The sequence below is a fragment of the Actinospica durhamensis genome (assembly GCF_018139695.1).
In the GTDB taxonomy this organism is placed as follows: Bacteria; Actinomycetota; Actinomycetes; order Streptomycetales; family Catenulisporaceae; genus Actinospica; species Actinospica durhamensis.
Window position 1 is genome coordinate 1 of the sequence record NZ_JAGSOG010000011.1, and the last position, 17,984, is coordinate 17,984.

Here is a 17,984-nt window from a genome sequence, read left to right on the forward strand (position 1 = left end):
GTGAAAACCTAGGGGGCGGGTGGGCCTTCGAAAGACCCCGACAGACGGAAACAGGTGAGTTCGCTGGTCGCCAAGACTCCGGACGGTCCCGCGCCGCCGCCGGTCGTGCAGCGCGTGCGCGTGTGTTACGCCAAGCGCGGCCGACTGAGATTCACCAGCCATCGCGACATCCAACGGGCCTTCGAACGGGCGCTGCGGCGCGCCGAGGTACCGATGGCGTATTCGGCCGGGTTCTCGCCCCATCCGAAGATCTCCTGGGCCGGCGCCGCGCCGACCGGGACGGCCAGCGAGGCCGAGTACGTGGAGCTTGGGCTGTCCGTGACGGTCGACCCGGAGCGGCTGCGGCGCGATCTCGACGAGGCGCTGCCGCCCGACCTGGACGTGCTCGAGGTGGTCGAAGCCACTGGTGTCGCCCTCGCGGAGCAGTTGGAGGCCTCCATTTGGCGGATCGAGCTGCCCGGGGTCTCCGACGCCGACGCGCTCGCCGCCGTGGGCGCCTTCACCGCGGCCGAGCGGGTGGAGGTCAGGCGGATGACCAAGAACGGAGTGCGTGTGTTCGACGCGCGCGAAGCCGTCCTCGAGTTCGCGACTCTCGACGGGTCGACGCCTGCGTGTGCGATACTGCGAGTGGTTGTCCGGCATACCACCCCCGCGGTGCGTCCCGACGACGTACTGACCGGCCTCGGCGAGGTCGCGGGCCTGGTGCCTCCGGTTCCCCCCAGGGTGACCCGGCTGGCGCAGGGACCGCTGGCCCAGCTGGTGGCGGACGTGCCGACAGCCCCGGATCGCGGCGCTTCGCCGGTGTCCGGGCCGACGGATGTCGCGGCCCCAGGTGTGGAAAACCCAACGCCCGGGGATTGACTAACCGACCGGCCCGGTGAGCGGACCCCGCGTTCCGAGCCGCCACGACTTTTTGCGTACGACGAGCCCCTGCGCGGCGCCGACGCCCTCTCGTATCCGGGGGAGCGCCCCGAGCGCCCGGGGGCCATGACGGGAGAACCGCCCGAATGCTCGACCATGAGCCTGTAGAGAACAACGACAGCGCACCCGAATCCAGGGACGCGTCCGCCGGGGGCGAGGCCTCCGGTACCCGGCCCGCCGCCAAGCGGGTCCGTCGCCGTGCGGCCAGCCGCCCGGCCGGATCGCCCGACGGCCCGAACCCGGCCGCGGACGCGCCGCAGGAGAGCGCCCCGAGCGCGCCGGAGCCGGCCGCCGAGGCCGCGCCCGAGACACCCGCCCCGGCCAAGCGCGCCGCGCGCAAGCGCACCGCCAAGAAGACCGCCGCGGCGCCCGAGGCGCCCGTCCCGACCGAGGTCGAGGCCGAGCCCGCACCCGCCGCCGCACCGGAGCCCGAGCCGGCCCCGGCCGCCGAGGAGCACGCCGAGGCCGCCAAGCCGGTGGCCAACGCCAAGCGCACCCGCAAGACCGGGGTGAAGCCGGCCAAGCGCGTCTCACGCGCCGCGGCCGCCGCCGAGGCCGAGGCACGGCCCGAATCCACGCCCGAGCCCGCCGCCGAGACGCCCGCCGTGGTGGTCCCGCTGCCGGAGGATCTCGACGAGGACGAGGCCGAGCAGCTGGTCGAGGCCCTCGCCCAGACCGAGGGTGCCGAGCAGCAGGACGAGAAGTCGGCCACCACCCCGATGGTGCCGGCCTGGTCCGGCAACCTGTTCCAGGCGCCGGTCGTGCCGATCTCCCCGTTCCGCCCGGCCGGAGCCCGGCCCGAGCCGCAGCCGCAGCCGCAACCGCAGGCCCCGGCCGCCGAGACCACCGAGGAGGCGGAGGACGGCGAGGAGAACGAGCAGTCCTCCACCGCCGCCAGCCGGCGCCGCCGCCGCTCGCGCAGCCGCCGCGGTGAGACGGGCGCGCCGGGCGCGAACGCCCCGGAGCAGCCGGCCGAGCACGCCGCCGAGTCCGACGCCGAGGACGCCGAGCCGTCCGGCGAGAAGGACAAGGCCGCCGCGCAGCACCCGGATGCCCTCGACCTGCCTGAGGAGTCCAGCCGTCGCCGCCGTCGGCGCCGTCGCCGCCAGACCGCCGAGGATCTCGCCTCGGGCAACGCGGAGACCGCCGACGACCCGCCGAACACCGTGGTGAAGGTGCGCGAGCCGCGCCAGCGCCGCTCCTCCGGCGGCCCGGACACGGTGACCACCGAGGACGACGTGATGGGCCTGCGCGGCTCGGTCCGCCTGGTCGCCAAGCAGCAGCGCCGCCGCGAGGGCCGGGCCACCCGCTCCCGCCGCGCCCCGATCGTCACCGAGGCCGAGTTCCTGGCCCGGCGCGAGTCGGTGGAGCGGATCATGGTGGTGCGCCAGTCGGCCGGCCGCACCCAGATCGGCGTGCTCGAGGACGGCGTGCTGGTCGAGCACTACGTCAACCGGGAGTCCTCGGTCTCCTACGTGGGCAACGTCTACCTCGGCAAGGTGCAGAACGTGCTGCCCTCGATGGAGGCGGCGTTCGTCGACATCAACAAGGGCCGCAACGCCGTGCTCTACGCGGGCGAGGTCAACTTCGACGCGGCGGGCCTGAACGGCCAGCCGCGCCGGATCGAGTCCGCGCTCAAGAGCGGGCAGTCGGTGCTTGTGCAGGTCACCAAGGACCCGATCGGCCACAAGGGCGCCCGGCTGACCAGCCAGATCTCGCTGCCCGGCCGCTTCCTGGTGTACATCCCGGGTGGCTCGATGATGGGCATCAGCCGCAAGCTGCCGGACACCGAGCGGGCCAGGCTCAAGCAGATCCTCAAGAAGGTCGTGCCCGAGGACGGCGGCGTGATCGTGCGCACCGCCGCGGAGGGTGCGAGCGAGCAGGAGCTGTCCCAGGACGTGGCCCGGCTGGTGGCGCAGTGGGAGGAGATCGAGCGCAAGGCGAAGACCGCCTCGGCTCCGGCGCTGCTGTCCGGCGAGCCCGACCTGACCGTGCGGGTCGTGCGCGACATCTTCAACGAGGACTTCAGCAAGCTGATCGTCTCCGGCGACTCGGCCTACAAGACCGTGCACGAGTACCTCACCGGGGTCGCGCCGGAGCTGGCCGAGCGGATCGAGCACTGGACCAGCGAGACCGACGTGTTCTCGGTCTACCGGATCGAGGAGCAGCTGGCCAAGGCGCTGGACCGGAAGGTCTGGCTGCCCAGCGGCGGCTCGCTGGTGATCGACCGCACCGAGGCGATGGTCGTCATCGACGTCAACACCGGGAAGTTCACCGGGCAGGGCTCCTCCTCGCTGGAGGAGACCGTCACCCGCAACAACCTGGAGGCGGCCGAGGAGATCGTCCGGCAGCTGCGGCTGCGCGACCTCGGCGGCATCGTGGTGATCGACTTCATCGACATGGTGCTCGAGTCCAACCGCGACCTGGTGCTGCGGCGCCTGCTCGAGTGCCTGGGCCGGGACCGCACCAAGCACCAGGTGGCCGAGGTCACCTCGCTGGGCCTGGTGCAGATGACCCGCAAGCGGGTGGGCCAGGGCCTGCTCGAGGCCTTCTCCGAGCCCTGCGAGCACTGCAACGGCCGCGGCGTGATCGTGCACACCGAGCCGGTGGAGCACCCGGGCAAGCGGCCCGAGCAGCAGCAGTCGGGCAAGCAGGGCAAGGGCCAGAACCAGCCCGCCGCCGCGCACGTGGAGCACGAGCACGCCGAGAGCCCGGCGAGCCCGGCCGAGGAGGCGCGGTCGCAGGACGGCGCCGGCGAGCAGCACGCGGAGTCGGCCGGCGAGGGTCGGCGCAGCCGGCGCCGGCGCAAGGCCGCCCGGGCCGCGGGCGCCGCCGAGCAGTCCGACGAGCAGGGTGTGGACGAGGAGCAGGCCGAGCAGGTCGAAGCCGCGGACGCGGTGGAGGCCGAGGCTCAGACCGAGCCCGAGGCTCAGGCCGCGGACGAGGACGAGGCCGAGCAGGTCGAGACCGCGGCCGAGCCCGAGGAGCCCGAGGAGCCGGCCGAGCCGCTCAACCTGCGGGCCCACGCCGAGGACCCGGACGCGTTGGAGAACGCGCTGGCCGACTCGGGCCGCCCGCGGCGCCGGGCGCGCCGGGCGGCCTCCCGTCCGGCCGGGGCCCCCTCGGCCTGACCCGCCGTGGCCACGCCTCCCGCGTGACCAGCACCTGAACGAAAACCGCGACCCGGCTTCGGCCGGGTCGCGGCGCGCCAGGGCCGGTTTGACCCGGATGCGACAAGCCACGTAATCTGGAGCGTCGGCGTGTCGTGGCCGCTCAAGCCACAGACTCGCCTTTTATTGACCAGCCTCGCGTTGGCAGACTCCGTGTCCGGATCCCAGCGGCGCCCTGCGCCCGCCCCCGTGACAGTCGGGAGAGAGTTGCGCGCTGGCCAGACGCAGACCCGCGCAGCGACGCGGGTGGGAAGTGGTAAATCGTGTACGCGATCGTCCGCAGTGGCGGCAGGCAGCACAAGGTCGCCATCGGCGACATCGTCGAGGTCGACCGTATCGTCGGCAAGCCCGGCGCTCCCGTCGACTTCAAGGCGCTGCTCGTGGTGGACGGTGACCAGGTCACCTCCGACCCGTGGGTGCTCGAGGGCGTGAAGATCTCCGGCGAGATCGTCGCCGAGGTCAAGGCCGCCAAGATCGACATCCTCAAGTACAAGAACAAGACCGGCTACCGGGTGCGGCAGGGTCACCGCCAGAAGTACACCCAGGTCAAGGTCACGTCCATCGAGACCGGGAAGAAGTAACGACATGGCACACAAGAAGGGCGCCTCGTCCACCCGGAACGGGCGCGACTCCAACGCTCAGCGACTCGGCGTCAAGCGCTTCGGCGGCCAGGTCGTGAACGCCGGCGAGATCATCCTGCGCCAGCGCGGCACCCACTTCCACCCGGGCGTGAACGTCGGCCGCGGCAAGGACGACACCCTGTTCGCGCTGGCCGGCGGCGCCGTCCAGTTCGGCACCCACCGTGGCCGCAAGGTCATCAACGTGGTGGCGTCCGTCTGAGCACGGTGCACACGAACGCGTGAGGCGAACTCACGCGACGCGCATCCTTCGGTGAGCCGGGTCCATCGGACCCGGCTTATCGTTTTTTCACACGCCTCACCCGCCTTATCGTCAGGAGAAATACCGATGGCCAGCTTCGTGGACCGCGTGGTGCTCAGTGTCGCCGCCGGCAAGGGCGGCCACGGCTGCGCCTCGGTGCACCGGGAGAAGTTCAAGCCGCTCGGCGGCCCGGACGGGGGCAACGGCGGGAACGGCGGCGACGTCGTGCTTGTGGTGGACGCGGGTGTGACCTCGCTGCTCGACTACCACTTCTCCCCGCACCGCACCGCCGGCAACGGCCGTCCGGGCGCGGGCGGGCACCGACAGGGGGCGAACGGCGCGGACGTGGTGCTGCCGGTGCCGAGCGGCACCGTGGTCAAGACGCGCGCGGGCGAGCTGGTGGCCGACCTGATCGGCGCAGGCTCCCGGCTGGTACTCGCTCAGGGCGGGGCCGGCGGGCTCGGCAACGCCGCGCTGTCCAACACCAAGCGCAAGGCTCCCGGCTTCGCCCTGCTGGGCGAGGACGGCGAGGGCGGCGGCGAGTACGTGCTCGAGCTCAAGTCGGTGGCCGACGTGGCCCTGATCGGCTACCCCAGCGCGGGCAAGAGCTCGCTGGTCGCGGCGATGAGCGCGGCCAAGCCGAAGATCGCGGACTACCCGTTCACCACGCTGGTGCCGAACCTGGGCGTGGTGCAGTCCGCCGGGCACGTGTTCACCATGGCGGACGTGCCCGGCCTGATCCCGGGCGCGAGCCAGGGCAAGGGCCTGGGCCACGAGTTCCTGCGCCACATCGAGCGGTGCGCGGTGCTCGTGCACGTGCTGGACTGCGCGACGCTCGAGTCGGACCGGGACCCGATCAGCGACTTCGACACGATCGAGGCGGAGCTCGCCGCGTACGAGGCGACCATCCCGGACGACCAGCACGGCGACTACGGCCGGCTGACCGAGCGCCCGCGCCTGGTCGTGCTCAACAAGACCGACATCCCCGACGGCAAGGACCTGGCCGAACTGGTGCGCACCGAGCTCGAGGGCCGCGGTCTGCGCGTGTTCGAGGTCTCCGCGGTCAGCCACGCGGGCCTGAAGGAACTCGGCTACGCGCTGGTCGAGATCGTCGAGCAGGCGCGCGCGGCCCGGCCCGAGGTGGTCGAGGAGCGGATCGTGCTGCGGCCGCGGGCGGTGGACGAGGCCCCCTTCAAGCTGCGCTTCGAGGACGACCACTACGTGGTGCTCAGCCGCAAGGCCGAGCGCTGGATCAAGCAGACCGACTTCCAGAACGACGAGGCCGTCGGCTACCTGGCCGAGCGGCTCTACAAGCTGGGGATCGAGCAGGCGCTGCTGGAGATGGGCGCTCGCGAGGGCGACGAGGTCGTCATCGGCGACGGGCCGGAGGCCGTGGTCTTCGACTGGCGCCCGACGCTGTCCGGCGGCGCGGAGCACCTCGGGCCGCGTGGGCAGGACGACCGTCTTTACGGTTAAGAGGTTGAGCCGGGTGAGCCGGGGCGTCTCGCCATGAGGCGCGCGCCCGCTCACTCTGTGAAATCGGTTTGGGTCGCTTCGCCCGGCGCGGGCACAATGGCCTGGTGAGCACGTTGCAGCAGGTCGTCGGCGCGCGCCGGATCGTGGTCAAGGTGGGTTCGTCCTCGCTGACCACCACGGGCGGCGGGCTGGACGGCAGCCGCGTGGACGCGCTGGTGGACGCGCTGGCCGAGACGGTGCCCGGCGCCGAGGTGGTGCTGGTCTCCTCGGGGGCCATCGCGGCGGGCCTGGCTCCGCTGGGGCTGACCCGGCGGCCGAAGGACCTGGCCACGCAGCAGGCGGCGGCGAGTGTGGGGCAGGGGCTGCTGATCGCGCGCTACACCCAGTCCTTCGCGCGGCACGGGCGGCGGGTCGGGCAGGTGCTGCTGACGGCGGACGACGTCACCCGTCGCTCGCACTACCGCAACGCGGTCAACACGCTCAACAAGCTGCTCGAGCTGGGCGTGGTGCCGATCGTGAACGAGAACGACACCGTGGCCACGCAGGAGATCCGCTTCGGCGACAACGACCGGCTGGCCGCGCTGGTGGCGCACCTGGTGGACGCGGAGCTGCTGCTCCTGCTGTCCGACGTGGACGCGCTCTACGACGGGGATCCGAGCCGGCCGGGCACCAGCCCGATCCGCGAGGTGCGCGGGCCACAGGACCTGGCCGGGGTCTCGGTCGGCTCCGCCGGGAAGGCCGGCGTGGGCACGGGCGGCATGGTCACCAAGGTGGAGGCAGCCCGGATCGCGACCGGCGCCGGGATCCCGGTCGTGCTGACCACCGCCGCCTACGCCGCGCGGGCACTGCGCGGGGAGCCGGTGGGCACGCTCTTCCACCGCACCGGGGAACGCGGCGGCGCGCGGCGGCTGTGGCTGGCACACGCCACCGCAGGGCGCGGAGTACTCACCCTCGATCAGGGCGCAGTGGCGGCCGTCACCGAACGCGGGTCCTCGCTGCTGCCGGCCGGGATCACCGAGGTGACCGGCAGTTTCGTCGCCGGAGAGCCGGTGGACCTGCACGGGCCGGACGGCCGGCTGGTCGGGCGCGGCCTGGTCAACTACGACGCGGCCGAACTGCCCGCGCTGCTCGGCCGCTCCACCCGGGAGCTGGCCGCCGAACTCGGCCCGCACTACGAGCGCGAGGTGGTCCACCGGGACGACCTCGTGGCGTTCCCCTGACCGCGCATCCCTCCCATCCTGAGGATCGAAGATGACGAATACGGTGACCGACGCGGCACTGGCCGCGCGCGAAGCGGCTGCCGAGCTGGCCGTATGCACCCGGGCGCAGAAGGACCGGGCGCTGCGGGCGATGGCGGACGCGCTGGTGGAGCAGGCGCCGCGGCTGCTGGCCGCCAACGCCGGGGACGTGGCGCGGGCCGAGGCGGCGGGGACCGACACGGGCATCGTGGACCGGCTTCGGCTGACCCAGGCCAGGATCGAGTCCATCGCCGAGGCGCTGCGCGAGGTCACCGCGCTGCCCGACCCGGTCGGCGAGGTCGTGCGCGGCTCTACCCTGCCGAACGGGCTCGAGCTGCGGCAGGTGCGCGTGCCGTTCGGCGTGGTCGGGATCATCTACGAGGCCAGGCCGAACGTGACCGTGGACGCGGCGGGCCTGTGTCTGAAGTCCGGCAACGCGGTGCTGCTGCGCGGCTCGTCCTCGGCCAGGGAGTCGAACACCGCGCTGGTCGCGGTGCTGCGCGAGGCCCTGACGAGCAGCGGTCTTCCGGCCGACGCGGTGCAGCTGGTGCCCGGCGACACGCACGACTCGGTGACCGAACTGCTGCGGGCGCGCGGACTGGTGGACGTGGTGATCCCGCGCGGCGGGGCGGCGCTGATCCGCAACGTGGTGCAGAACGCGATCGTGCCGGTGATCGAGACCGGGGTCGGCAACTGCCACGTCTACGTGGACGCCGACGCCGATCCCGAGCTGGCGGTGGAACTGCTGGTGGATTCGAAGGCGCAGCGGCCCAGTGTGTGCAACGCGGCCGAGACCTTCCTGGTGCACAAGGACATCGCGGACGTCTTCGTGCCGAAGGCGTTGGAGGCGCTCAAGGACGCGGGCGTGACCGTGCACGGCGACGCGAGCATCGCGGCGTACTCGGCCGACGTGGTCGCGGCGCAGGAGTCTGATTTCGAGGACGAATACCTCTCGCTGGACATCGCGGCGACGGTGGTGGACTCGCTGGATGCGGCGGTGGCGCACATCCGCAAGTACTCCAGCGGCCACACCGAGGTGATCGTGACCCAGTCGCAGGCGGCGGCACGGGCGTTCACCGCGCGGGTGGACGCGGCGGCCGTGATCGTCAACGCCTCCACCCGGTTCACCGACGGCGGCGAGTTCGGATTCGGCGCGGAGATCGGCATCTCCACCCAGAAGCTGCACGCGCGCGGCCCGATGGGACTGCCGGAACTGACTTCCACCAAGTACATCGTGATCGGCGACGGCCAGACCCGCGCCCGCAACGCCAGCAGCTGAACCGTGGAAGGGGTCTGGTCAGTCGAGGTCCGATCAGTCTCGTGAGACGCGGATCGACGTGCGGGACTGTGACACAACAGAGGGAAACACGCCACAACTTCACCAAACCCTACTGATCAAGCTACAAATTGGTTACAGTGCGGCAATGGCCGATAGTGAGCTTTCAGGCAACGGTGCCTCGGAGCCAGGCCGCATTCCCGGGCAGCGCAGCCGCCACTGCGGAGCCCCCGAAAGCGACGTGGAATGGGTGCCGGCGAACGTCACGACCACGACGGACGCCCGTGTCGAAGAGATCGATTACGTGGAGCTGGACGAGGCTTTCGTGCGAGCGGCGCACGTGCACGAAGCCTCGGCCGAGGCACGCTGGATGGAGAGCTTCTTCCAGTGCGAGAGCGTGGATCCGCACACCCCCGCCCCCGGGGTGAGCTGGACCGTACGACCGTCCCGACATCTCAGAGCCCTGCGTCCGAGCTCGGTGTGGCTGCTGGTGGGCCTGTTCACGGTGACCACCTCGCTGCTCGTCGGCCTCGGCTCCGTGCGCTGAGCCCGGTACTGGGCACGGCACAGGGCACAGCACGGCGCGCCGACCACCGGACGCCGCAGAGCCCTGACCCACAACCCAACAGCCCCCTGATCTACGCGAGCGCGGCCACCGCCATCGCGGACTCGTCGTCGGGCTGGTTCTGCGCGGCCCGCTCCCCGGCGATCCGCGCCTCGTAGGACGCGACCTCGGACTCGACCCGGGCCGCGTCCCAGCCCAGCGCGGCCGCGAGCAGCTCGGCGGCCGGACGGGCCGCGCGCACGCCGCGGTCGAAGGTCTCGAAGCAGATCCGGGTGCGCCGGGTGAGCACGTCCTCCACGTCGAGGGCGCCCTCGTGCGTGGCCGCGTACACCACCTCCGCGCGCAGGTAGTCCCCCGCGCCCTCGAGCGGTCGGCCGAGCTCGGGCGCGCTCTCCACCAGCTCGAGCAGTTCGGCGGTCGCGGTGCCGTAGCGGCGCAGCAGGTGCTCGATCCAGGCCACGTGCAGCCCGGCCGCGGCGGCGAGCTTGCCGCGGGAGTTCCACAGGGCCGGGAAGCCGTCCGCGCCGAGCAGCGGGACGCTCTGGGTCACCGAGGCAGGCACCCGCCGGTCCAGGCCGTGTACGGCCGCGTCCACGGCGTCCTGGGCCATCACCCGGTACGTGGTGTACTTGCCGCCCGCGACGACCACGAGGCCCGGCACGGCGTGCGCCACGAGGTGCTCCCGGGAGAGCTTGGAGGTCTCGTCCGACTCACCCGCGAGCAGCGGCCGCAGGCCGGCGTAGACGCTCTCCACGTCGGCGCGCCCGAGCGGGGTCTTGAGCACCTTGTTGACGTGGGCGAGGACGTAGTCGATGTCGGCCGCGGTGGCCGCCGGGTTGTCCTTGTCCAGCTGCCAGGCGGTGTCGGTGGTGCCGATGATCCAGTGCCGGCCCCACGGGATGACGAACAGCACGGACTTCTCGGTGCGCAGGATGATCCCGGAGTCCGACTGGATCCGGTCCCGCGGCACCACCAGGTGCACGCCCTTGGACGCGCGCACGTGGAACTTGCCGCGCTCCCCCACCATCTCCTGCACGTCGTCGGTCCACACGCCGGTGGCGTTGATCACCTGCGCGGCCCGGATCCGGTGCTCGACGCCGGTCAGCTCGTCGCGCACGACCGCGCCGGTGACGCGCTCGCCCTCGCGCAGGAACCCGACCACCCTGGCCCGGTTGGCCACCTGGGCGCCGTAGCCCGCGGCCGAGCGCACCAGGGTGGCCACGAAGCGGGCGTCGTCCACCTGGGCGTCGTAGTACTGGATGGCCCCGACCAGGGACTCCTTGCGCAGCGAGGGCGCGATCCGCAGGGCGTGGCGGCGGGTGAGGTGGCGGTGCTGGGGCAGACCGCGGCCGTGGCCTGAGGACAGGCTCATGCCGTCGTACAGGGCCACTCCGGAGCCCGCGTAGGCCCGCTCCCAGACGTGGCCGGTGAGCGGGTAGAGGAAGGGCACCGGGCGCACCAGGTGCGGGGCGAGCCGGTCCAGGAGCAGCCCGCGCTCCTTGAGGGCCTCGCGCACCAACCGGAAGTCGAGCATCTCCAGATAGCGCAGGCCACCGTGGATGAGCTTGGAGGAGCGGCTCGAGGTGCCCGCGGCCCAGTCGCGCGCCTCCACCAGGCCGACGGTCAGGCCGCGGGTGACCGCGTCCAGGGCACAGCCCGCCCCGACCACCCCGCCGCCGATCACCAGTACGTCGAGTTCCCCGGCGCCCATGGCGGCCAACGCGGCGGAGCGCTCCTGGGGTCCGAGCTTCGCAGTCTGCTGCATGGCAGCAGTTTATTACCCATCAGTAGCGAGTGCGCTCCGCGGGCCTGCCGCGCCGGCGACAGGCCCGCGGAGCGCACTCCGGCCGACCAGTGTGCGCTAGCGAACGGTCAGCTCGCAGCGCTGGAACTCCTTGAGGTCGGAGTAGCCGGTGGTGGCCATGGCCCGGCGCAGCGCGCCGAACAGGTTCATCGTGCCGTCGGCCGTGCTCGAGGGGCCCACCAGGATCTGCTCGAGCGTGCCGACCGTGCCCAGGTTGGTGCGCACGCCGCGGGGCACCTCGCGGTGCCAGGCCTCGGCGCCCCAGTGGTGGCCGAGGCCGGGGGCGTCCACCGCGCGGGCCAGCGGGGAGCCGATCATCACGCCGTCGGCGCCACACGCTATGGCCTTGGCGATCTCGCCGCTGCCGCCCATCGCGCCGTCCGCGATGACGTGCACGTAGCGGCCGCCGGACTCGTCCATGTAGTCGCGGCGGGCCGCGGCCACGTCCGAGATCGCGGTGGCCATCGGGACCGCGATGCCCAGCACGTTCTTGGTGGTGTGCGAGGATCCGCCGCCGAAGCCGACCAGCACGCCGGCCGCGCCCGAGCGCATCAGGTGCAGCGCGGCCTTGTAGGTGGCCACCCCGCCCGCGACCACCGGGACCTCGAGCTCATAGATGAACTGCTTGAGGTTGAGCGGCTCGCTGCGGCTCGAGACGTGCTCGGCCGAGACGGTGGTGCCGCGGATGACGAACAGGTCCGCCCCGGCGGAGACCACGGCCTTGGCGAACTGGGCGGTGTGCTGCGGGGAGAGCGCGCCCGCGGCCACCACGCCGGCCGCCCGGATCTCCTTGATCCGCTGGACGATCAGCTCTTCCTGGATCGGCTGGGTGTAGAGCTCGCGCATCCGCTTGACCACCTGCTCGGCCGGGAGCTCGGCGATCTCCTGCAGCAGCGGGGCCGGGTCCGGGTAGCGGGTCCACAGGCCCTCGAGGTCGAGCACGCCCACGCCGCCGAGCCGGCCGATGGCGATCGCGGTGGCCGGGGAGACCACCGAGTCCATCGGGGCCGCGAGGAACGGCAGCTCGAGCTCGTACGCGTCGATCTGCCAGGAGATCGAGACCTCCTCGGGGTCGCGGGTGCGACGCGCCGGCACGAGTGCCACGTCGTCCAGGCCGTACGCCTGTCGGGCCCGCTTGGCCCGGCCGATCTCCACCTCAGTCAACGCAGCTCCTCTTTCCACACCGCCGTCGTGCCTGCTTACTGTGAGTTTCTATCACCGGGAGTGGTAGTTGGGCGCCTCGACCGTCATCTGGATGTCGTGCGGGTGGCTCTCCTTCAGGCCCGCCGAGGTGATCCGGACGAACTGGGCCTGCTGCAGCTCGGCGATCGAGCGCGAGCCGGTGTAGTGCATGGCCTGGCCGACGCCGCCGATCAGCTGGTGGGCCACCGCCGCGACCGGGCCGCGGTAGGGCACCTGGCCCTCGACGCCCTCGGGGATGAGCTTGTCGTCCGAGCTCACTTCCTGCTGCGCGTACCGGTCGCGGGAGTAGGACTTGCCGTCCGCCTTGCCGCGCGAGGACATGGCGCTGAGCGAGCCCATGCCGCGGTACTGCTTGTACTGCTTGCCGTTGATGAAGATCAGCTCGCCGGGCGACTCCTCGCAGCCGGCCAGCAGGGAGCCGAGCATGACCGTGTCCGCGCCCGCGGCCAGGGCCTTGGCGATGTCGCCGGAGTACTGCAGGCCGCCGTCGCCGATCACCGGCACGCCGGCCGGCCGGGCCGCCTTGGCCACCTCGTAGATCGCGGTGATCTGCGGCATGCCGACGCCCGCGACCACGCGGGTGGTGCAGATCGAGCCGGGGCCCACGCCCACCTTGACCGCGTCCGCGCCGGCGTCGATCAGGGTCTGCGCGCCCGCGGCGGTGACCACGTTGCCCGCGATGACGTCCACGTGCGAGTTCGCCTTGATCTTGGCCACGGTCTCGGCCAAGGCGCCGGTGTGGCCGTGCGCCACGTCGGAGACGATGAAGTCCACGCCGGCCTCGATCAGGGCCATCGCGCGCCGGTAGGCGTCCTCGCCCACGCCGACCGCCGCGCCCACCACCAGGCGTCCCTCGGAGTCCTTGGTGGCGTTCGGGTACTGGTCGGACTTGGTGAAGTCCTTGACGGTGATCAGGCCGTGCAGCCGGCCCTCGTCGTCCACCAGCGGCAGCTTCTCGATCTTGTGCGCGCCCATCAGCGCCATCGCCTCGACGCCGGTGGTGCCGACCTTGCCGGTCACCAGCGGGGCCTTGGTCATGACCTCCTGCACCCGCCGGGTGTGGTCGGTCTCGAAGCGCAGGTCGCGGTTGGTGACTATGCCGATGAGCAGGCCCGCCTCGTCGACCACCGGAAGGCCGCTGATCCGGTACTTGCCGCACAGCGCGTCCACCTCGGCCAGCGTGGCCTGCGGCGAGATCGTCACCGGCTGGGTGATCATGCCAGACTCGGAGCGCTTGACCAGGTCGACCTGGGCCGCCTGATCGGCTGCCGGGAGGTTGCGGTGCAGCACCCCCGCGCCGCCCTGCCGGGCCATGGCGATGGCCATGCGGGCCTCGGTGACGGTGTCCATCGCCGCGGAGATCAGCGGGATGTTGACGGTGATGTTCCGGCTCAACCGCGTGGTGGTGCGCGCCTCGCCCGGGGCGAGATCCGAGAACGCCGGGACGAGCAGCACGTCGTCGAAGGTGAGTCCTTCGAGGACGAACTTCTCACTGAAGATGTCGGACGCGGACACGAATGCCTCCCAGGCGGCGATGGAGTGGGATGCACTCCAGTCTAACCTGGGCAAGCCGTGCCCCAGGACGCGTTCCACGCATCCGCGGTGGGTCAGGCCGGAGGGACGGGGTAAGTCCCTCCGGTTCGCCTGGCCCGCTACGTTCTGTGGTGCGCGTGCGCCGGCTAGCGCACCAGGCCCCAGCGGAAGCCGAGCGCCACCGCGTGGGCCCGGTCCGAGGCGCCGAGCTTCTTGAACAGACGCCGCGCGTGCGTCTTGACGGTGTCCTCGGACAGGAACAGGTCCCGCCCGATCTCCGCGTTCGAGCGGCCGTGGCTCATCCCCTCGAGCACCTGGATCTCCCGGGCGGTGAGGGTGGGCGCGGACCCGACCTCGGCCGGGCGCAGCCGCCGTGGGGCGAGCCGCCAGGTGGGGTCGGCCAGGGCCTGGGAGACGGTCGCGCGCAGCTCGGCGCGCGAGGCGTCCTTGTGCAGATAGCCGCGGGCTCCCGAGGCGACGGCGAGCGCCACCCCGTCGAGGTCCTCGGCCATCGTCAGCATGACCACGCGGGCGGTCGGATCGCTCGAGACGAGCCGACGCACGGTCTCGACTCCGCCCAGGCCGGGCATTCGTACGTCCATGAGCACCAGATCGGCTCGGTCGGCGGTCCAGCGGCGCAACACCTCCTCCCCGCTGCTCGCGGTCGTGACCCGGTCGACGCCGGGCACGGTGGCGACCGCGCGGCGCAGGGTTTCACGGGCCAGGGGTGAGTCGTCGCAGACCAGAATGGATGTCATGGGGTGCCTCCACGCACTGCGGACCAGGATCCGTCAGACTCAACGAGCGTCACCCGAAAGCGTTACGCCCCGGCCGCACTCTTCTCCGGTCCGTCCCTGCTCATGATCGATTTCAGCCCGTTCCGGTGATCACCTGATCGAGCGACGGCGGGCGCCGGACCGAACACGCCACGCGACCGTGTGGTCACCGCGAGCTGTACTCAATCTAGCCCGCGACGGGCGGGTTCGGACAGATGAAGGGTGATTTCGCCACCGGAGGACCGGGATCATCCGGCCATGCGCCCCCCGGACTCGGCGAGCTCGTCCAGGCGCCGCGCGGCGCTCTCCGCGGTCAGCCCAGCGCGCACCAGCCGGGCAAGCGCCTCCAGCCGGACGATGTCGTACGGGGTGTAGCCGACCACTCCGCTCGGACCGGTCAGATGCCGCAGCTCCCAGCCCCGCAGTGTGCTCGGCGCCACACCGGCGCGTCGGGCCGCCTCCGCCCTGCGGCATCCGCCGGAGGCTGCTACCGGCCGCCGCGGGCCGGGCAGGCGCTGGTCAGGGCGTCGGGGGGCGGGCAGGACGACGGGATGCGCCCCGGTCCGGGCTGCGCCATTCGGAGGGTGCGGGCTCGGCCGTTCGAACTGCGTCGACATACCGGGTTCATACCGAACCAAGCGGTGGGTATAGAGCCCATACCGACAAATCCACTCGAACCGGGGAAGAGCCGGTCACTGGACGTCCAATCACTGGAACACTCGAGATCATTCAAGGAGTGCTCATGGCGGACTACTCCCGACTGCCGGGTCCGAACGCGGATCTGTGGGACTGGCAGTTGCGCGGTCTGTGCCGCGGCAAGGACAGTTCGCTGTTCTTCCACCCCGAGGGCGAACGGGGCGCGGCGCGCGCGGCCCGCGAGCAGTCGGCCAAGGAGATCTGCCTCAACTGCCCGGTCCAGAAACAGTGCTGTGAGCACGCACTGCGGGTGCGCGAACCGTACGGGGTGTGGGGCGGCATGACCGAGGAGGAGCGCGAGGCCCACTACCAGCGGCACAAGGCGCTGGCCCGGGCACGCGCGGTGCGGGAGAAGGCGGCACTGGCCGAGAAGGCGAAGCTCAAGGAGAAGCTGCTGCGCGACCACGAGCGGCAGTCGGCCCGCCAGGTCGAGCCGACTCCGGCGCAGCAGGAGGAGCTCGAGCTCGCCGAACTCGAACCGGCCGCGCTCGAGGCCGCCGAGGCCGAGCCGGCGGGGGTCACCCGGGTGGCCGGTGCGGTGGCCGCGGAGGCGGCGGCGCCCACGCTGCCGGTCGGGCCGGTCAAGAAGCTGCCGACCGTGGCCAAGCCGGTCGGCCCGCGCAACCGGACGGGCCCGAACAAGCCCGCGGGGCAGAACACCCCGGCGCCTCCGGCGAAGAAGCGCGCGCCGGCGAACGTCTAGCCGCGTTCCTCAACTACACAGGCGCCCTTGCGCACGTCGGAGGACGTGCGCAAGGGCGCCTGTGTTCAGTCAGCCGTGCTCAGCCAGCGACTAGTGGCTGTGCCCGTGGCCGCCGTGCGAGTGCCCGGCGGGCTCGTCGGCGGACTCGGGCTTCTCCACGACCAGGGCCTCGGTGGTCAGCAGCATCGAGGCGATGGAGGCGGCGTTGGCCAGGGCCGAACGGGTCACCTTGACCGGGTCGATGACGCCGGCGGCGATCAGGTCGACGTACTCGCCGGTGGCGGCGTTCAGGCCGTGGCCGTCCTCGAGCCGGGAGACCTTGTCGGTCACCACGTAGCCCTCGAGGCCGGCGTTCTCGGCGATCCAGCGCAGCGGCTCGACCATGGCCTTGCGGACGATCGCGACGCCGGTGGCCTCGTCCCCGATCAGGCCGAGGTTGTCGGCCAGCGCGGCGGCGGCGTGCACCAGGGCGGAGCCACCGCCGGAGACGATGCCCTCCTCGACCGCGGCGCGGGTCGCCGAGATGGCGTCCTCGAGACGGTGCTTCTTCTCCTTGAGCTCGACCTCGGTGGCCGCGCCGACCCGGATGACGCAGACGCCGCCGGCCAGCTTGGCCAGGCGCTCCTGCAGCTTCTCGCGGTCCCAGTCGGAGTCCGAGTTCTCGATCTCGGCCTTGATCTGCTTGACCCGGTCGGCCACGGCCCCGGCGTCGCCGGCACCGTCGACGAGGGTGGTGTCGTCCTTGGTGATGGTGATGCGGCGGGCGGTGCCGAGCACCTCGATGCCGACCTGGTCCAGCTTCAGGCCGACCTCGGGCGAGACGACCTGGGCGCCGGTGAGGATCGCCATGTCCTGCAGCATCGCCTTGCGGCGGTCGCCGAAGCCGGGGGCCTTGACCGCGACCGAGTTGAAGGTGCCGCGGATCTTGTTGACCACCAGGGTGGACAGGGCCTCGCCGTCGACGTCCTCGGCGATGATCAGCAGCGGCTTGCGGGCCTGGGCGACCTTCTCCAGGATCGGCAGCAGGTCGGTGATCGCGGAGATCTTGCCCTGGTTGATCAGCACGTAGGCGTCCTCCAGGACGGCCTCCATGCGCTCCTGGTCGGTGACCATGTACGGGGACAGGTAGCCCTTGTCGAACTGCATGCCCTCGGTGAACTCAAGGTCGAGGCCCATGGTGTTGGACTCCTCGACGGTGATCACGCCGTCCTTGCCGACCTTGTCCATGGCCTCGGCGATCAGCTCGCCGATCGCCTTGTCCTGGGCGGAGAGCGAACCGACCTGGGCGATGGCCTCCTTGGACTCGACCGCCTTGGCGGAGGCCAGCAGGGCCTCGGAGACGGACTTGACCGCCGCGTCGATGCCGCGCTTGAGCGCGATCGGCTGGGCGCCGGCCGCGACGTTGCGCAGACCCTCGCGGACCATGGCCTGGGCCAGGACCGTCGCGGTGGTGGTGCCGTCACCGGCGATGTCGTTGGTCTTGGTGGCCACCTCCTTGGCGAGCTGGGCGCCGAGGTTCTCGTACGGGTCCTCGAGCTCGATCTCGCGGGCGATGGTCACGCCGTCGTTGGTGATGGTCGGGGCGCCGAACTTCTTGTCGATGACGACGTTGCGGCCCTTGGGGCCGATAGTCACCTTGACCGCGTCGGCGAGGGCGTTGACACCGCGCTCGAGCTTCCGGCGGGCGTCCTCGTCGAACTGCAGCTGCTTGGCCATGCGTGCCAAGTCCCTTCTTGATCCTGGG

Annotated in this window: 14 protein-coding genes and 1 pseudogene; 9 read left to right on the forward strand and 6 right to left on the reverse strand. The window is 71.8% G+C overall.

The window, feature by feature from the left end; translation table 11 throughout:
• Positions 1–54: 54 nt before the first annotated feature.
• The 8 genes from KDL01_RS04050 to KDL01_RS04085 all read left to right on the forward strand — a co-directional run bounded on the left by KDL01_RS04050 (position 55) and on the right by KDL01_RS04085 (position 9,507).
• Positions 55–861, forward strand: coding sequence for a TIGR03936 family radical SAM-associated protein (locus KDL01_RS04050; protein WP_307846073.1), 807 nt, complete (start codon positions 55–57; stop codon positions 859–861).
• A gap of 146 nt (positions 862–1,007) precedes the next feature.
• Positions 1,008–4,052 (forward strand): Rne/Rng family ribonuclease, encoded by a 3,045-nt coding sequence (locus KDL01_RS04055; protein ID WP_212526945.1) that lies wholly within the window; start codon positions 1,008–1,010, stop codon positions 4,050–4,052.
• A 302-nt stretch (positions 4,053–4,354) separates the two neighbouring features.
• Positions 4,355–4,672 carry a 50S ribosomal protein L21 gene (gene rplU / locus KDL01_RS04060; protein WP_212526946.1) on the forward strand — a complete coding sequence of 106 codons (318 nt, stop codon included), beginning with the start codon at positions 4,355–4,357 and terminating at the stop codon, positions 4,670–4,672.
• A 4-nt stretch (positions 4,673–4,676) separates the two neighbouring features.
• A complete protein-coding gene (gene rpmA / locus KDL01_RS04065; RefSeq protein WP_212526947.1) occupies positions 4,677–4,931 on the forward strand; it encodes a 50S ribosomal protein L27 in 255 nt (84 codons plus the stop codon).
• 126 nt (positions 4,932–5,057) lie between these two features.
• The gene (gene obgE, locus KDL01_RS04070; protein WP_212526948.1) at positions 5,058–6,446 is read left to right on the forward strand and encodes a GTPase ObgE; all 1,389 of its coding nucleotides are present in this window, start codon (positions 5,058–5,060) and stop codon (positions 6,444–6,446) included.
• A gap of 104 nt (positions 6,447–6,550) precedes the next feature.
• Positions 6,551–7,666, forward strand: coding sequence for a glutamate 5-kinase (gene proB, locus KDL01_RS04075; RefSeq protein WP_307846074.1), 1,116 nt, complete (start codon positions 6,551–6,553; stop codon positions 7,664–7,666).
• A 31-nt stretch (positions 7,667–7,697) separates the two neighbouring features.
• Positions 7,698–8,963 carry a glutamate-5-semialdehyde dehydrogenase gene (locus tag KDL01_RS04080; protein WP_212526949.1) on the forward strand — a complete coding sequence of 422 codons (1,266 nt, stop codon included), beginning with the start codon at positions 7,698–7,700 and terminating at the stop codon, positions 8,961–8,963.
• Positions 8,964–9,201: 238 nt separating this feature from the next.
• On the forward strand, positions 9,202–9,507 hold the full coding sequence (locus tag KDL01_RS04085; RefSeq protein WP_212526950.1) for an SCO2583/SCO2584 N-terminal domain-containing protein: 306 nt from the start codon (positions 9,202–9,204) through the stop codon (positions 9,505–9,507).
• Between the two features lie 91 nt (positions 9,508–9,598).
• On the opposite strand, the gene KDL01_RS04090 is transcribed toward KDL01_RS04085, so the two are convergent.
• The 5 genes from KDL01_RS04090 to KDL01_RS43030 form a co-directional block, all read right to left on the reverse strand.
• Entirely contained in the window at positions 9,599–11,290 is a 1,692-nt protein-coding gene (locus KDL01_RS04090) for a glycerol-3-phosphate dehydrogenase/oxidase (protein WP_212526951.1), read from the reverse strand.
• A gap of 96 nt (positions 11,291–11,386) precedes the next feature.
• Positions 11,387–12,493, reverse strand: coding sequence for a GuaB3 family IMP dehydrogenase-related protein (locus KDL01_RS04095; RefSeq protein WP_212526952.1), 1,107 nt, complete (start codon positions 12,491–12,493; stop codon positions 11,387–11,389).
• Positions 12,494–12,544: 51 nt separating this feature from the next.
• The gene (gene guaB, locus KDL01_RS04100) at positions 12,545–14,047 is read right to left on the reverse strand and encodes an IMP dehydrogenase (RefSeq protein WP_307846075.1); all 1,503 of its coding nucleotides are present in this window, start codon (positions 14,045–14,047) and stop codon (positions 12,545–12,547) included.
• 164 nt (positions 14,048–14,211) lie between these two features.
• A complete protein-coding gene (locus KDL01_RS04105; protein ID WP_034267954.1) occupies positions 14,212–14,823 on the reverse strand; it encodes a response regulator transcription factor in 612 nt (203 codons plus the stop codon).
• A gap of 266 nt (positions 14,824–15,089) precedes the next feature.
• Complete coding sequence (locus KDL01_RS43030) at positions 15,090–15,458, reverse strand: MerR family transcriptional regulator (RefSeq protein ID WP_246575931.1); 369 nt, start codon at positions 15,456–15,458, stop codon at positions 15,090–15,092.
• Between the two features lie 125 nt (positions 15,459–15,583).
• Between KDL01_RS43030 and KDL01_RS45825 the strand changes: the two are divergent.
• Positions 15,584–15,898: pseudogene (locus KDL01_RS45825) on the forward strand (WhiB family transcriptional regulator); the annotation flags it as partial.
• A gap of 432 nt (positions 15,899–16,330) precedes the next feature.
• Here the strand turns inward: KDL01_RS45825 and groL are convergent.
• Complete coding sequence (gene groL / locus KDL01_RS04120) at positions 16,331–17,956, reverse strand: chaperonin GroEL (protein WP_212526955.1); 1,626 nt, start codon at positions 17,954–17,956, stop codon at positions 16,331–16,333.
• Between the last annotated feature and the right edge of the window lie 28 nt (positions 17,957–17,984).

What these genes read in the sequence shown, in the direction of transcription:
- KDL01_RS04055 (WP_212526945.1), top strand. Translation starts at nt 1,008, where the DNA reads ATGCTCGACCATGAGCCTGTAGAGAACAACGACAGCGCACCCGAATCC.
- rpmA (WP_212526947.1), top strand. Translation starts at nt 4,677, where the DNA reads ATGGCACACAAGAAGGGCGCCTCGTCCACCCGGAACGGGCGCGACTCC.
- obgE (WP_212526948.1), top strand. Translation starts at nt 5,058, where the DNA reads ATGGCCAGCTTCGTGGACCGCGTGGTGCTCAGTGTCGCCGCCGGCAAG.
- KDL01_RS04080 (WP_212526949.1), top strand. Translation starts at nt 7,698, where the DNA reads ATGACGAATACGGTGACCGACGCGGCACTGGCCGCGCGCGAAGCGGCT.
- KDL01_RS04090 (WP_212526951.1), bottom strand. Translation starts at nt 11,290, where the DNA reads ATGCAGCAGACTGCGAAGCTCGGACCCCAGGAGCGCTCCGCCGCGTTG.
- KDL01_RS04105 (WP_034267954.1), bottom strand. Translation starts at nt 14,823, where the DNA reads ATGACATCCATTCTGGTCTGCGACGACTCACCCCTGGCCCGTGAAACC.
- KDL01_RS43030 (WP_246575931.1), bottom strand. Translation starts at nt 15,458, where the DNA reads ATGTCGACGCAGTTCGAACGGCCGAGCCCGCACCCTCCGAATGGCGCA.
- groL (WP_212526955.1), bottom strand. Translation starts at nt 17,956, where the DNA reads ATGGCCAAGCAGCTGCAGTTCGACGAGGACGCCCGCCGGAAGCTCGAG.